The sequence below is a fragment of the Pedobacter psychrodurus genome (assembly GCF_004331735.1).
GTDB classification, from domain to species: domain Bacteria; phylum Bacteroidota; class Bacteroidia; order Sphingobacteriales; family Sphingobacteriaceae; genus Pedobacter; species Pedobacter psychrodurus.
Genome location: NZ_SJSO01000011.1, coordinates 1 through 14,590, shown reverse-complemented (window position 1 = coordinate 14,590; position 14,590 = coordinate 1). Strand labels below are relative to the sequence as shown.

The following is a 14,590-nucleotide window of genomic DNA, read 5'->3' as shown; positions in this document are numbered from 1 at the left end:
GTTTAATTGATATGTTGTTGGTCACACAGCTAAAAGATTGGTAATAATCTAGCCATTAAACAATATAACAATCCTAACCATTTAACCATATTTTTCCTAAGTTTGCATCATGAATAAAGTCGGGAAAGCTATTTTAAACTATTTGATCAAAGGTTTATTAATTGTTGTGCCCATTGCCGTGAGTATTTTTATTGTGGTTTGGGCAGTTACCACTGTTGATAGCTGGTTAAATGTAAACAATATTTTAGGCGTAAATCCAAATACAGGCGAGAGCAGGAACATCCCTGGCTTAGGTTTGTTGACGGTTTTAGCGCTCATTTTGCTTGCCGGTATCTTTGTAACCAATTTGGTAACAGAACCAATGTATAATTGGTTTCAGCGGATCATGCAGCGGCTACCCTTACTTAATTTTATCTATTCTTCTATAAAAGATTTAACAGAGGCTTTTGTTGGCGATGAGAAGAAATTTAATCACCCGGTGCTGGTAGAAGTGGAGGGCGGCCTAAAAAAGATTGGATTTTTAACCCAAAACGATCTACATAAACTCAAGCTCCCGGATGAAGTTGCCGTATATTTTCCACTTTCTTATTCTTTTGCAGGTCAGCTTTGCATTGTAAGAAGAGATAAGGTAACCGATTTGCAGATGACAGCGGCTGATGCCATGAAACTGGTGGTAAGCGGCGGCGTAAGCGGACTTTAAACATTTCTAAATGATTACGATATACCATAATAACAGATGCACTAAAAGCCGTTGTGCTTTAGCGGAATTAGAAATCAGTGGAAAGGCTTTTGAGGTGGTTTATTATTTAGAGACTCCGCCTAATAAAAGCGAACTTGAAGAAATTATTCGAAAACTGGACATTAAACCCTTGGAATTGATCCGCAAGGGGGAAAAGGTTTTTACTGAAAATTATAAGGGAAAGGTCTTAACTGATGAAGAATGGATTGATGTAATGGTTATGCATCCGATATTAATTGAAAGACCAATTATTATTTCAGGAGATCAAGCAGTTATCGCCAGACCAACCGAAAAGATAAAAGAGATTCTGGGATAATCCAATCGTCATTTCGAGCGGAGTGCAACGCAGTCGAGAAATCTATCTCGAGAGTGCTTTGGGATGTAGATCTCTCTCCCGAAAGTTCGGGACTGCGCTTCAGTCGAGATGACGGATCTTTTATATAATTAAAAAATGCTAACTCTAGTCGTAGCGTTTCGCTACGAGATAAAATGGTTCTATAAAGGTGAGATTAATATTTTTTAGCGTTTTAGCGAGACGCTAAGACCAGATTGCGACCAGATTATTAGTTTAAACTAAAAAATATTCTTGAAGCTAAACAGGATGAACATAAAAATAATAAAACCAACAACCAGCCTCGAATAGTATTCCCTGATAAAAAGTCCACATAAAATCAGCATATCATCATCTACATTGGTATGTACCAATCCATTTCCGGTTGATGCATTAAATAGAATCTGTTTATCCTGGTGGTTGTTTAACGACCATCTACTTAACCAGCTGTTTTGAAAGCTCCAGTCAAAAGTATCGCCAGATGCAAATACAATTTTTGCTTTAAAACGAAGCCAGTCGTAAGTAATTACAGCCAGAACCTTATTGTGGTTGTCGAGAATTTTAGTTTCAGGTTTAGAAAATCCTTCACTTTTTAATAGATAAATACCTGCCTGTGTGGTGGCTATTGCCGAATTTTTCCACGAACTAAAATTTAGCGAAAATTTTAGCAGTGCCTTGTTAAATACCTGATAATTGCTATCAAATAAACCTTTTCTCCAATTTAATACCTGTTCCATCTCACAAAAGGATTTTAATTTGTTACTAATTACGAAGTGTTGATATCGTAATGATCGGCATGAAGCATGCAATAAGCACAATTGCCTGTTTGTTATAAATCTGTTTAATAAATAAGCCTGCTATAATTAATAATTCATTGTCAGTATCAGACGATAATGCACCACTGCTGCTGCTGGCGCTATAGGTAATTTGCTCATCTTTATAATTGCTTACCGTCCATTGCGAACGCCATAAGTTTGTCGATTTCCATTCGTACTGTTCGCCCGATTTTAAGCTGATTACCGCTTTAGATTTCCAGGTGTCGTAAGTAATCATGGCCACCATTTCATTTGTTTTTCTGTCGATTACCTTTGTGCTCGATTGCCAAAATCCCTCATTTGAGAAGAAATAGTTTTTATCTTCGAACATGCTTTCCGCATCACTTTTCCATGATCCAAAAGTAATTACTCCTTTTTGTACACCATCTGCAAAGAGTTGAAAGTTTCCACTAAACCAATTGTTTTTCCAGCTGATAAATTTCGACATTTTAGATACGTTTTATTTTAGATGGCAGTTTTCTTTAGTTGTTACATAAAAAAAGTGCTTATTGTTTGTAAGCACTTTTTTGAATGATCAATGACCAATGTCCAATTATCAATGACCAAGAATCAATGTTCAATAATCAAAAAACAATGACCAGTTATCAATTTAAACAATTAACCACCTGCAACTGACTAATCTGCTAGAAATTTGGTTTAAGTACATATTTGTCGTAGAAACGGAAAATATGCTCTGCGGCTTCTTCAGCGGTATCTACTAATCTGAAAAGATTCAAATCTTCTTCGTGGATATTGTGTTCTTTTTGGAGCATGGTGCCTTTAATCCAATCAATTAATCCTCCCCAATAATCGATACCAACCAATACAATTGGGAAACGGGCGATTTTGCCTGTTTGGATGAGGGTTAAGGCTTCAAATAGCTCATCCATAGTGCCAAAACCACCTGGCAAAACCACAAAACCCTGGCTATATTTCATGAACATTACCTTGCGTACAAAGAAATAATCAAACTCCAATAATTTATTATGATCGATATATTTATTGTGGAATTGCTCAAACGGTAACTCAATGTTTAAACCTACCGATTTACCACCGTTGGTATGCGCACCCTTGTTACCAGCCTCCATAATGCCCGGGCCACCGCCGGTAATTACACCATAACCACGATCAGTTAATAATTTACCGCACTGCTCTGCCAATTGGTAATATCTGTGTGTTTGGGCAGTACGCGCCGAACCGTAAATGGTAACGCACGGACCAATTTTAGCCAGTTTTTCAAAGCCGTCTACAAATTCGGCCATGATTTTAAAAATTTGCCAGGAGTCTGTTACTTTAATTTCTTGCCAGTCTTTGTTTTCGAAAGCACTTCTAATTTTTTCTTCACTCGTCATATAAGTTAATGCTAAATATTAAAATTTGGTTTGCGCATCAGTCTTTTTGCTAATGAACAACAAGCCTATAAATGTGATTAAACCGTTAATCAAAATCAGTTCAACACTAAAAACGTAACCGCCCAATAAAGTGGTCGAGTACGTGGCAAGCAAGTAACATAAAAAAGGTGATAATAAGCAAACTATTGGGACTAATTTATCGTGAAGACCACGTTTTTTTACAAATAATCCAAAACTATATAGGCCTAAAAGCGGCCCGTAGGTGTAAGAGGCGATGGTAAAAATCAAGCTGACTACCGATGAACTGTTAAATGCATTGATTACGATGATCACGAGGAACATCAAAATTGAAAAGGCCACGTGTACGGTATGGCGTTTTTTTACGGCATCTTTTGCATTTAAGTTTTCTGCTTTAGCCATGCCTAAAAAATCGACACAGAACGATGTGGTTAGGGCCGTAAGTGCCGAGTCGGTGGTTGCAAATGTTGCTGCAGTTAAGCCCAGCATAAATATAATTGCGGGTACCGCACCCAGGTTATTTAAAGCAATTTCGGGGAACAATAAATCTGTTCTCGGTTTTCCGGTAATATGATCTAATGGAATATCGATGCCGTTTTTCGCTGCAAAAATGTATAACAATGCGCCCACACTTAAAAAGAAAACATTTAAAATAACAAATACCCCTGTAAAAGTGAACATGTTTTTTTGTGCCTCTTTGATGGTGCTCATACTGAGGTTTTTCTGCATCAGATCCTGATCTAAGCCTGTCATGGCAATGGTAACGAAAATACCACCGATAAACTGTTTACTGAAGTAGAATTTATTGGTCAGGAAATCATTTAAAAAGAATATTTTCGAATAACTGCTGGTTTTTATGGTTTCGAATGCCTGTGGTATATTGAAATCAAGACTGTTGCAAATAAAATAAATAGTTAGAAAAACCGAAAGTACCAGGAAAAAAGTCTGCAGCGTATCGGTAATGATGATGGTTTTTAATCCGCCCTTAAATGTGTACGACCAGATCAGTGCTAACGAAATTAAAACCGTTAACCAGAATGGAACGCCATAATTATCGAATATAAAACGCTGTAAAACAATTACTACGAGGTATAACCTTGTTGCTGATCCCAATGTGCGGCTCAACAAAAATATCGATGCAGCTGTTTTATAGCTATAGTGGCCTAATCTCTTTTCGATATAGCTATAAATAGATGTTAAGTTCATCCGGTAATAAAGTGGAAGCAAAACCGTGGCTATAATGATAAAGCCAACCGCATTGCCCAGAACGAACTGGAAATATTGAAACTGGTTTCCACTGGGTGCGCCAACTTCTCCGGGTACCGAAATAAAAGTAACGCCCGAAAGTGCGGTTCCGATCATCCCAAAGGCAACTAAATACCATTTAGAATTTCGATTGGCGATAAAGAAAGTGGAATTATCGGATGAATTTTTTGAGGTTACGAATGAAATAATAATCAGCAGTAAAAAATAACCGATCAGAAAACATAAGAGGATGGTTGGAGACATAGTTTTGTGTTAAGCTGATAAATGTAAAGAAAACTATTAAATCAAGCAATACATTAAGTCCGAAGTCGGGAGTCCGGAGTCCGGAGTCAAATCGTCTAATTAACCAATATGCAGTTACTAACCAATGACTATGAACCAGACTAAGTTGGGAGCTGGGCGTTTGGAGTCAGTTAACCGATTAACCCAATGCCTATTGAACTAACAAACCATTTTACCTATTTTTGCAATATGAATTTTTCATCCAAGCTGCTTGAAGATGCGGTAAACGAATTCTCAAAACTTCCTGGTGTGGGGCAAAAAACAGCTTTACGTTTGGTACTACATCTTTTAAACAAAGAGCAGGAGGAGGTAAACCAGTTTGGTAATACTTTTATAAAACTTAAGCAGCAGATTAAACATTGCAGCACCTGCCATAACATTTCCGACTATGCGGTATGTGAGATCTGTACTTCGCCAAAACGTGATAAAGAAACCATTTGTGTGGTAGAAGATACCCGAGATGTAATGGCGATTGAAAATACCGGTCAATATTTTGGGGTTTACCATGTTTTGGGCGGATTAATTTCTCCGATGGATGGCGTTGGCCCTTCCGATCTGTTTATTGATGGATTAGTAGTCAGAATGGCAGCAGGAGGAATTAAAGAGGTGATTTTAGCATTGAGCCCGAATATGGAAGGCGATACCACATTGTTTTACCTGTACAAAAGATTAAAGGAATTTAATGTTCCGGTAACCACCATTGCCCGCGGAATTGCATTTGGCGGCGAGTTGGAATATACCGATGAAATTACGCTCGGCAGATCGATTGTAACCCGTGTGCCTTACGAAACTGCAATGATGAAATAATGGTAAAGCATCTTTTTGTTTTCTTAGCCCTGATTTTATCCGGGATGTTTGCCAAAGCACAGGTAAAGATCCACTCCCACAACGATTATACCCATCAAAAACCTTTCTTTGAAGCGATCAACAATAATGTTTTCTCTATAGAAGCCGATGTTTTTGTGGTTGGCGATTCGTTAATGGTGGCGCATAGTAAAAAAGAAATTAAAGCCGGCAACACTTTAGAACAATTGTATTTAAAACAGATTAAGGCCTTATCTGGTGAAAAGGAATATTATACTTTCCAATTAATGATTGATGTAAAAGGTGATTGGGATTCGACCTACCGCTTGTTGCAGAAAAATTTGAAAAAATACCAGAAATACTTTGGCCGGCAGGGGAGAAATACAATTGTTGTGATTAGTGGCAACCGACCTCCTGCAAATACATTTCATCAATATTTTCACTTATTTTTTGATGGCTTACCAAATGTAAGCTACAGCCAAGAAAACCTGAAAAAAATAACCATGATCAGCGATAATTTTGCCACTTATTCTAAATGGAAAGGTGTGGGGGAGATTTCAGAAACTGATAAAGCTAGATTGGCAGAACCGATTAATAATGCACATCAATTGGGTAAACCCTTCCGTTTTTGGGGTGCACCCGATAATGAAGCTTGCTGGAAGTTACTACATGAGTTAGGTGCAGATATTATTAATACCGACAAAGTTACCGAAGCAACAAACTACTTTAAAACAAACTCATAAAAACAGTATCCAGTCTTGGTTCTTGATACTCGCTACTTAATACTTGCAACTACAAATGGATCTAAAAGATAAAGTAATCATCATCACTGGCGCATCGAGCGGAATCGGAAAAGCTTGTGCGGAAGAATTTGCTAAACGTGGCGCTAATTTGGTTTTGGCCGCCCGTCAATATGTAACCCTTTGCGAAATTACTGCTGATCTGGAAAAAAAATATGACATCAGGGCTGTGGCTGTTCAGGCCGATGTAAGTAAAGAAGGAGATTGCGAACTGATTATCAAACAGGCTTTGGTTTCGTTTCAAAAGATTGATATTCTGGTAAACAATGCCGGATTATCGATGCGTGCACTGTTTAACGATTTAGATCTATCGGTACTTAAAAACCTGATGGATGTGAACTTTTGGGGAACCGTTTATTGTACCAAATATGCCTTGCCAGAGATTTTGAAAACCAAAGGAACAGTGGTGGGCATATCATCGATTGCAGGTTACCGGGGTTTGCCGGGCAGAACAGGTTATTCGGCTTCTAAATTTGCAATGAACGGATTTATGGAATCTTTACGTACCGAACTTTTAAAAACAGGTGTAAACGTGCTCTTGGCCTGCCCAGGTTTTACAGCGTCGAATATCCGTGTAACGGCCTTATCGAAAGATGGCGCCGCACATGGCGAAACCAGCATGGATGAAGGTAAAATGATGACATCAGAAGAAGTAGCGAGCATTATTGCCGACGGTATCGAAAAACGTAAACGTACGTTAATTATGACCGGACAAGGAAAACTGGCGGTCTGGATGAATAAACTTTTTCCAGCTTTTGTAGATAAAAAGGTTTTTGATCTGTTTGCGAAGGAAAAGAATCCCTTGATAAAAGGGTAGCGGTTAGGGTTTAGGGTTAGAATGTCTCGATACCTGGTACTTTCATCTTGATACTACTTAAGGTTGAGGGCAGAAGGTAAATTAGGGTAGCGTATAGCGGTTAGGGTTTATCCTTTTGATGGATTATGTCTCGATACTTGATACTCATTACTTGATACTATTCCAAAAATCCACCTTTACAACAATTTCGTTTATTTAACTATTGAGATGATAAACCTTTTTTATGTACAAATCCCTTGTTTTATTGATGCTCTTATTTCAAACGATACTTTCTTCGGCCCAGCTAAAAAAAGCTAAAAATATAAATTACGCGGGCAATGCTGATGAAGCCAATACGTTAAATATTTTTTATAAAAACGATAGTATAAAAGATAAACCTGTTCTGGTTTTTATTCATGGAGGTTCCTGGAGCAGCGGGAAGAAAGAAACTTATTGGTGGTTGGGCAGAAACTTCGCGCGTAAAGGTGTAGTTACCGTAATTATCAATTACCCTTTGGCGCCTAACGTTCAATATGAAAAAATGGGCGATGATTGTGCTTTGGCTGTAAAATGGGTACAAGAACATATTGCTGATTACACGGCCAGTCCGGAGAAGATTTTTGTGATGGGGCATTCGGCTGGCGCACATCTGGGCGAACTGATCAATGCCGATCCCAAATATTTTAAAAAAACTGGCATTAAAAACCCAATTAAAGGTATAATCCTTAACGATCCTTTCGGACTTGATATGCAGGAATATTTAACCACGGCCGAAAAAGACCATTTTTATTTCGATTTCATCAGAACTTTTACTGATCAACCTGCGGTTTGGAAAACGGCCTCACCGCTAGATTATGTAAACAATATCAAAAATCCACATTTGCTTTTTTATGGAAGCAAAACTTATGGTGCCATTAAACTGCAAACGCCGAGATTATATGAAAAGCTTAAGGCGAATCATATTCCGGTAGAAATAAAAGAAATCAAAGGTAAAAGCCATGTACCAATGATCAGCCAGATGATTTTTGGTGGAAATGATTTGTATAAGGATATTGTGGATTTTATACAAGAGGTATCGTCATTGCGAGGTACGAAGCAATCTTAATGCGGTAGCTGGGCTTTTCTTTGTTCGGTTGCAGCCCCTGATCACTAAACCTGGTAGTAGCGAAAATCCTTTTTGTTTGCAGCAACCTTAAATATCCTGCTATCTGCAGCTATGGAACAGATCCTTTCCCGAAATCGGGACAGGCAGTGCCTCAGGATGACAGCACCACCAAAAAAAAATATTTTGTCTTGGCCAGACGGGCTTTTTTCTTTTGACAACAAAAGAAACAAAATTGTCGGCTTAAAATTTATTGTTTGAAAGTTTGTGGTTTGGCTTGAGTAGTGCATGCCCAATCCCGATAGCTATCGGGATGTTAGGCCGATCTAAGTAGAACGGAGATGGGGTGCTGAGGCTTAGCTGGATGGAAATAACTAAAGCCAAACTCACCTAATACTTAAATTGTAGCATTAATGAAGTAACCTAAACCCGGTAGTAGCGAGCATCCCGATCCTTTGCCGATGATTCGGCACTAAATGAGCATCGGGATAAAGCGGATAACGGCACTACTGCAACCGACCAGCGCTGAAACCTGCTTTCCAAAAAAAACAAAAAAAAACTTTCTCAAAAAGGGAAAAGAAGCCCCTTACACCGTTCGTGTAACCTTATCCAGCTTACTATAATCCATTACCATTTTGCCTTCTTCGTTATGGTAGTACATTTTCTCAAACTTAGCATCCATTTCGATTTCTTCATCCTGATAACTGGTTCTGGTATGAATCGTCTGTGAGAAAGTATCGTCAAAAGCTTTAAGGATCACAAAAACTTCTACTTCGGCATGCTGAAGCTCGGTTAATGATTTTTCGAAAAACGGACTTTCTTCCGTAATGGGGTGTACCAAAGTCCAGTTTAAAGAGAGGATACCAATTTTATCACGTTCCAGTGTCAAAGGGTAAAACCTTCTCACATGTTTACCATCAACCGTTTCGTTGTACGACATTACCATTTGCACTTCAACTTCGATAAGCTGGTTACGGCGGAGGTTAACCAAACGACACATTAAACCATGGCCTTTCTCATAAGGTGCAATCACCATTTTTTTGCTAAAACTTACTTTAGAGGTTGGCCGACTGAAACGGCCATACAATAAGCCTGTAGCCAATGCAAAAGCTAACAGGCCCAGCATACTTTCGAAAGCCGCCAGGATACTGGTAATAAATCCCTGTGGCGAAATATGGCCATAACCCACAGTAGAAATGGTTTGGGCTGAGAAGAAAAATGCATCAAAAAACTGATCGCGAAGCGTTACACCTTTGGCACCATTTAAATTTTCAATACCCACAACATTGTATAAAACTGCAAAAATTGTATTTACAACAAGGTAGGCGAGGAGGATGACAAAGAAAAACCGCGGCCAGCTCATGGTAACCAGGCGGGTGTAGGTATCATCGAACTTAAACCAGGGTAGGCCGGTACGCTCAATATTTGCAGAACCATCAGGGTTAAGCATGCGCTGGTTTTTGGTTACGGGATTAGATCCGAAACCGAAATCATCATTAAACTGTACTTTTCTTTTAAAGAAAGCCATATATTTTTAGAAAGATTTTGGAATATTAAAAAACTATGTCAATATTTGCTTTATACAAACATGATCATTAAAAACTTAAATAACAATTGGTGGTGGCATAACGAAATTCGTTAGGCAAATTCTATTGTTATATATTTTAAAATATTTTATACACAATGAAAAGGATTGCCCAAAAAGCAATCCTTTTTTTATGCCTTCCCCTCCCGTGGAGGGGTGGCCGAAGGACGGGGTGGTTTAGAGAATTAGGTATTAACATCGCCCCGGTTCGTGTCTTCACGAACTGGAATAAACATAAATGGTTTGTGGAGACACAAACCATGGCGAGCAGATTGAACACAAAACATGAAAAAAATATTAAACCATTTATTCGAAAACAAGAGTTTTAGCAGGGAAGAGGCAAAGAACATTTTGATTTCAGTTTCCGAAGGGGCATTTAATTCTTCGCAAATTGCTGCTTTTATTACCGCTTATGCCATGCGCAACATTACCGTGCAGGAGCTGCAGGGCTTTCGTGATGCGATGCTTGATATGTGTGTTAAAGTAAATTTATCGGGTTACGACCTGATTGATCTTTGTGGTACCGGTGGTGACGGTAAAGACACTTTCAATATTTCAACCTTGTCTTCATTTGTAGTGGCAGGTGCTGGCCATCATGTGGCTAAACATGGTAATTACGGCGTTTCTTCGGGCTGTGGCTCTTCTAACGTAATGGAATATTTAGGTTATACTTTTACCAATAACGAAGATACTTTAAGACGCAATTTAGATACTGCAGGGATCTGTTTTTTACACGCCCCTTTGTTTAATCCTGCCATGAAAATTGTAGCGCCGATCCGTAAGGAACTTGGGGTAAAAACATTTTTTAATATGCTGGGGCCCATGGTTAACCCTGGGCAGCCAAAATACCAGATGGTAGGGGTTTTTAGTTTGGAGCTGGCCCGTTTATATGCTTATTTATACCAGGATACCGATAAAAGTTATACCATTGTACATGCATTAGAAGGTTATGACGAGGTTTCGTTAACCTGTGATGTGAAAACCTTTTCGAATAAGGGCGAACAGATTTTAACCCTTCAGGATATGGGTTTTGAAAAGGTGGATACCAATGCCATTAAGGGCGGCGATACCGTAGAATCATCAGCCAAAATATTTATGGATGTTTTAAATGGCGAAGCTACAGATGTACAGAACAATGTGGTGCTTTGTAATTCGGCATTGGCGATTAAAACCATAAAACCTACGCTATCTTTTGCCGATTGTTTTTACGAGGCAGAAGAATCTTTAATGAGCAAAAAAGCACTGGAGAGTTTCAAAAAACTATTGGCATGTTAAAGTTAAAAGTTTGTGGAATGCGTTTGGCAGCCAATATTGCTGCGGTTGCTAACTTGCAGCCAGATTATCTGGGCTTTATCTTCTATGAGAAATCACCCAGACTGATCAGCGATGTTTCTGCCGAACTGATTAAATACATCCCCTCAGAAATTAAAACCGCAGGTGTTTTTGTAAACGAAGACCTTGAAAAGGTAAAGGATAAAGTAAACTTATTAAAGCTAAAAGCTGTTCAGTTACATGGAAGCGAATTACCTGAATACTGTGAAGCGTTAAAATCAAGCTTTCCCCCTTTAGAAGTGATTAAAGCTTTTGGAATAGATGAAGATTTTGATTTTTCTGGTCTGGAGCCTTATTTAGGTGTGGCGGATTATTTCCTGTTTGATACCAAAACTAAAACACATGGTGGATCAGGAAAAACATTCAATTGGTCTGTTTTAGACCGATATACTTACAACAAACCTTACTTTTTAAGTGGCGGAATTGATTTAGAACATGCCCCCGCCATAAAAGATATACATGATGAGCGTTTATATGCTTTGGATATCAATAGCAGATTTGAAATTGAGCCAGGCTTAAAAGATGCGGAGAAGATTAAGGAATTTATTAAAGAAATGAGCACGAAATAATGTCATCCTGATTTAATTAAAATACAGTTAATCCGTCATTCCCAACCCGATAGCTATCGGGTCAATTGGGAATCATAATGCAATAAGCTTTAAGATTCCCGCCTGCGCGGGAATGACGATCTCTCCGTAAAATTTATTAATGTGACAGAAGTAGATAAAAATATTATGAAATACAAAGTAAACGAAAAAGGATATTATGGAGATTTTGGTGGCGCGTACATCCCCGAAATGCTTTATCCAAACGTAGAGGAATTGCGTCAAAACTATTTAAAGATTATTGATGATGCCGATTTTCAAAAGGAATTTCATCAATTATTGAAAGATTATGTTGGCCGTCCTTCGCCTTTATATCTTGCCAAAAGATATTCGGAAAGATATGGTGCCAATATTTTCTTGAAAAGGGAAGATTTAAACCATACCGGTGCCCATAAGATCAACAATACCATCGGACAGATTTTATTGGCCGAGAAGCTAGGCAAAAAAAGGATTATCGCCGAAACAGGCGCTGGTCAGCACGGGGTGGCTACGGCAACCGTATGTGCACTACGTAACCTGGAATGTGTAATTTACATGGGCGAGGTTGATATAGAACGCCAGGCACCAAACGTGGCCCGTATGAAAATGTTGGGCGCTAAGGTTGTTCCGGCAAGTTCAGGGAGTAAAACCCTAAAAGACGCCACTAACGAAGCGATGCGCGATTGGATTAATAATCCTGTTGATACACATTACATTATTGGTTCGGTAGTTGGTCCACATCCTTATCCTGATATGGTAGCGATTTTCCAATCGATTATCTCGGAGGAAACCAAAAAACAGTTATTAGCGCAAACGGGTAGCGACCAGCCAGATTATGTTTTGGCTTGCGTAGGTGGCGGCAGTAATGCCATGGGCATGTTCTATCATTTTATGGATGATGAAAATGTAAAACTGATTGCTGTTGAAGCAGCCGGAAAAGGGGTGTCGAGCGGGTTTTCTGCGGCAACCACTTATTTGGGTAAAGAAGGTGTGCTCCATGGAAGTAGAAGCATTTTAATGCAAACGCCAGATGGACAGGTAGTTGAGCCGCATTCGGTTTCGGCTGGATTGGATTATCCGGGTATTGGTCCACAGCATGCACATTTGTTTAAAACAGGCCGTGGCCAATATGTTTCCATAACTGATGAAGAAAGTTTAGATGCCGGATTATTACTGACTCAATTGGAAGGAATTATTCCTGCCATTGAAAGTGCACACGCATTGGCTTACTTAGAAAAAATGAAATTTAAGGGTGGCGAAAACGTAGTGGTTTGCCTTTCAGGTCGTGGCGACAAGGATCTGGATACCTATATTAAATATTTTAATCTTTAAGATAGATTTGAGACAATAGATATGATGAAATAGATGTGAGACAATAGATATGAGACATGAGACGATGGACTTTCTGATAAGCACCTAATCTCCAATCTCACATCTCACATCTCCAATCTCACATCTCCAATCTCACATCTCCAATCTCACATCTCAAAAACATGAACCGAATTAAACAACTCTTCCAAGAGAAGAAAAATATATTATCAATATACTATACTGCTGGTTATCCAAATACTGGCGATACCATTCAAATTGCCGAAGCACTAGAAAAATCAGGTGCCGACATGCTCGAGATAGGTTTTCCTTATTCCGATCCTGTTGCCGATGGACCTGTAATTCAGGCCAGCAGCAAACAGTCACTCGATCAGGGCATGACGCTTAACCTACTTTTCGAACAGTTGAAAGACTTGCGTAAAACCGTAACTATTCCCGTTTTATTAATGGGATATGTAAACCCTGTTTTGCAGTTTGGCGTAGAAAATTTCTGCGAAGCCTGTGCCGAAGTAGGGGTAGATGGTTGTATTGTTCCCGATTTGCCGATGGTAGAGTATGAGGAATTTTATAAAGATTGCTTTGAAAAACATAACCTGAGCAATGTGTTTTTAATCACACCTCAAACTGCTGAAGAACGTATCCATAAAATTGATGGTTTAACCAATGGATTTATCTATTTGTTATCATCGTCTGCCACAACGGGCAAAAACCTCGAAGTTGGTAATACCACTGAAGTTTATTTCAGCAGAATTAAAAACCTGAACCTGAAGAACCCAACGATGATCGGTTTCGGGATCAGCGATAAACAGACTTTTGATAAGGCTTGCTCTTATGCCAATGGTGCTATTATTGGTACTGCTTTCGTTAAAGCCATTGCTGATGGGAATTTAGAAGAAAGTGTAAGCAACTTTATGAAGAAGTTTAAAGCTTAGTTTTTTACCACTAAGTCACGAAGACACCAAGAAATTATTCGCTTTGTGTTCTTTGTGTCTTGGTGGTTAATCTTTTCTACGCTGCATCGTCATTCCCAACCCGATAGCTATCGGGTTGATTGGGAATCGTAATGCTTTGGTATGGGTTTGTAGGTTGCATTAAGATTAGCTTCGCTGAGCACTTCGTGGTTCCGGCCTGCGCCTATCGTGTGGACACATCTTGATGTGTGGGTTTTTAGGCGTTATGCTGGCCTGCTTTAATAATACACAGGTTTCACCGAAGAACGCCCGTCAATCCCAAGTGGCAGAAAATCAAAAAACAGATGCAGTATAGAACAAATAGCACTACCAAACCTAAAACGCAGTGGTTTTGTGTTCATAAGCGATGAGTTAAAGCTTTCACGAGAATTGAACACAAAACAAAGTGCTGCTGTTTTTTGATGAGCGTGGGTGGTGAGGAGCCACATTGCCGGATTGACAAAGCGCTTTGGGTACATTGCCGGATTGACAAAGCGCTTTGGGT

Annotated in this window: 16 protein-coding genes; 10 read left to right on the top strand and 6 right to left on the bottom strand. The window is 39.0% G+C overall.

Annotated features, from left to right (window positions below):
- The first annotated feature begins 109 nt into the window (after nt 1–109).
- Together EZ456_RS14165 and arsC are read left to right on the top strand one after the other, a co-directional pair.
- Nucleotides 110–700, top strand: a complete 591-nt coding sequence (locus tag EZ456_RS14165) for a DUF502 domain-containing protein (protein ID WP_205945096.1) — start codon at nt 110–112, stop codon at nt 698–700.
- Between the two features lie 10 nt (nt 701–710).
- Entirely contained in the window at nt 711–1,055 is a 345-nt protein-coding gene (gene arsC / locus EZ456_RS14160) for an arsenate reductase (glutaredoxin) (protein ID WP_131531160.1), read from the top strand.
- Between the two features lie 257 nt (nt 1,056–1,312).
- On the opposite strand, the gene EZ456_RS14155 is transcribed toward arsC, so the two are convergent.
- From EZ456_RS14155 to EZ456_RS14140, 4 genes are all read right to left on the bottom strand, one after another.
- Complete coding sequence (locus EZ456_RS14155) at nt 1,313–1,807, bottom strand: hypothetical protein (RefSeq protein WP_131531158.1); 495 nt, start codon at nt 1,805–1,807, stop codon at nt 1,313–1,315.
- Between the two features lie 25 nt (nt 1,808–1,832).
- Nucleotides 1,833–2,333, bottom strand: a complete 501-nt coding sequence (locus tag EZ456_RS14150) for a hypothetical protein (protein ID WP_131531156.1) — start codon at nt 2,331–2,333, stop codon at nt 1,833–1,835.
- 196 nt (nt 2,334–2,529) lie between these two features.
- Nucleotides 2,530–3,237, bottom strand: a complete 708-nt coding sequence (locus EZ456_RS14145) for an LOG family protein (RefSeq protein ID WP_086545514.1) — start codon at nt 3,235–3,237, stop codon at nt 2,530–2,532.
- Between the two features lie 18 nt (nt 3,238–3,255).
- The gene (locus tag EZ456_RS14140; RefSeq protein WP_131531154.1) at nt 3,256–4,764 is read right to left on the bottom strand and encodes a sodium:solute symporter; all 1,509 of its coding nucleotides are present in this window, start codon (nt 4,762–4,764) and stop codon (nt 3,256–3,258) included.
- A gap of 228 nt (nt 4,765–4,992) precedes the next feature.
- Here EZ456_RS14140 and recR point away from each other — a divergent pair, with 228 nt between their 5' ends.
- From recR to EZ456_RS14120, 4 genes are all read left to right on the top strand, one after another.
- Nucleotides 4,993–5,610 carry a recombination mediator RecR gene (gene recR / locus EZ456_RS14135; protein ID WP_131531152.1) on the top strand — a complete coding sequence of 206 codons (618 nt, stop codon included), beginning with the start codon at nt 4,993–4,995 and terminating at the stop codon, nt 5,608–5,610.
- On the top strand, nt 5,610–6,350 hold the full coding sequence (locus EZ456_RS14130; RefSeq protein ID WP_131531150.1) for a PI-PLC domain-containing protein: 741 nt from the start codon (nt 5,610–5,612) through the stop codon (nt 6,348–6,350). The genes recR and EZ456_RS14130 overlap by 1 nt, the downstream gene beginning before the upstream one ends.
- A gap of 55 nt (nt 6,351–6,405) precedes the next feature.
- On the top strand, nt 6,406–7,224 hold the full coding sequence (locus EZ456_RS14125) for an SDR family oxidoreductase (RefSeq protein ID WP_131531148.1): 819 nt from the start codon (nt 6,406–6,408) through the stop codon (nt 7,222–7,224).
- Nucleotides 7,225–7,447: 223 nt separating this feature from the next.
- Complete coding sequence (locus EZ456_RS14120; protein ID WP_131531146.1) at nt 7,448–8,308, top strand: alpha/beta hydrolase; 861 nt, start codon at nt 7,448–7,450, stop codon at nt 8,306–8,308.
- A 583-nt stretch (nt 8,309–8,891) separates the two neighbouring features.
- Here the strand turns inward: EZ456_RS14120 and EZ456_RS14115 are convergent.
- Complete coding sequence (locus tag EZ456_RS14115; protein WP_131531144.1) at nt 8,892–9,833, bottom strand: ion channel; 942 nt, start codon at nt 9,831–9,833, stop codon at nt 8,892–8,894.
- Nucleotides 9,834–10,175: 342 nt separating this feature from the next.
- Between EZ456_RS14115 and trpD the strand changes: the two genes are divergently transcribed.
- From trpD to trpA, 4 genes are all read left to right on the top strand, one after another.
- Nucleotides 10,176–11,165 carry an anthranilate phosphoribosyltransferase gene (gene trpD / locus EZ456_RS14110; RefSeq protein ID WP_131531142.1) on the top strand — a complete coding sequence of 330 codons (990 nt, stop codon included), beginning with the start codon at nt 10,176–10,178 and terminating at the stop codon, nt 11,163–11,165.
- A complete protein-coding gene (locus tag EZ456_RS14105; RefSeq protein WP_225876547.1) occupies nt 11,159–11,791 on the top strand; it encodes a phosphoribosylanthranilate isomerase in 633 nt (210 codons plus the stop codon). The genes trpD and EZ456_RS14105 overlap by 7 nt, the downstream gene beginning before the upstream one ends.
- Nucleotides 11,792–11,956: 165 nt before the next feature.
- Nucleotides 11,957–13,138 (top strand): tryptophan synthase subunit beta, encoded by a 1,182-nt coding sequence (trpB, locus tag EZ456_RS14100; protein WP_205945095.1) that lies wholly within the window; start codon nt 11,957–11,959, stop codon nt 13,136–13,138.
- Nucleotides 13,139–13,299: 161 nt separating this feature from the next.
- Nucleotides 13,300–14,067, top strand: a complete 768-nt coding sequence (trpA, locus tag EZ456_RS14095; protein WP_131531141.1) for a tryptophan synthase subunit alpha — start codon at nt 13,300–13,302, stop codon at nt 14,065–14,067.
- A gap of 257 nt (nt 14,068–14,324) precedes the next feature.
- Here the strand turns inward: trpA and EZ456_RS25335 are convergent.
- A partial coding sequence (locus EZ456_RS25335; RefSeq protein WP_205945094.1) for a hypothetical protein occupies nt 14,325–14,590 on the bottom strand: 266 nt, incomplete at its 5' end.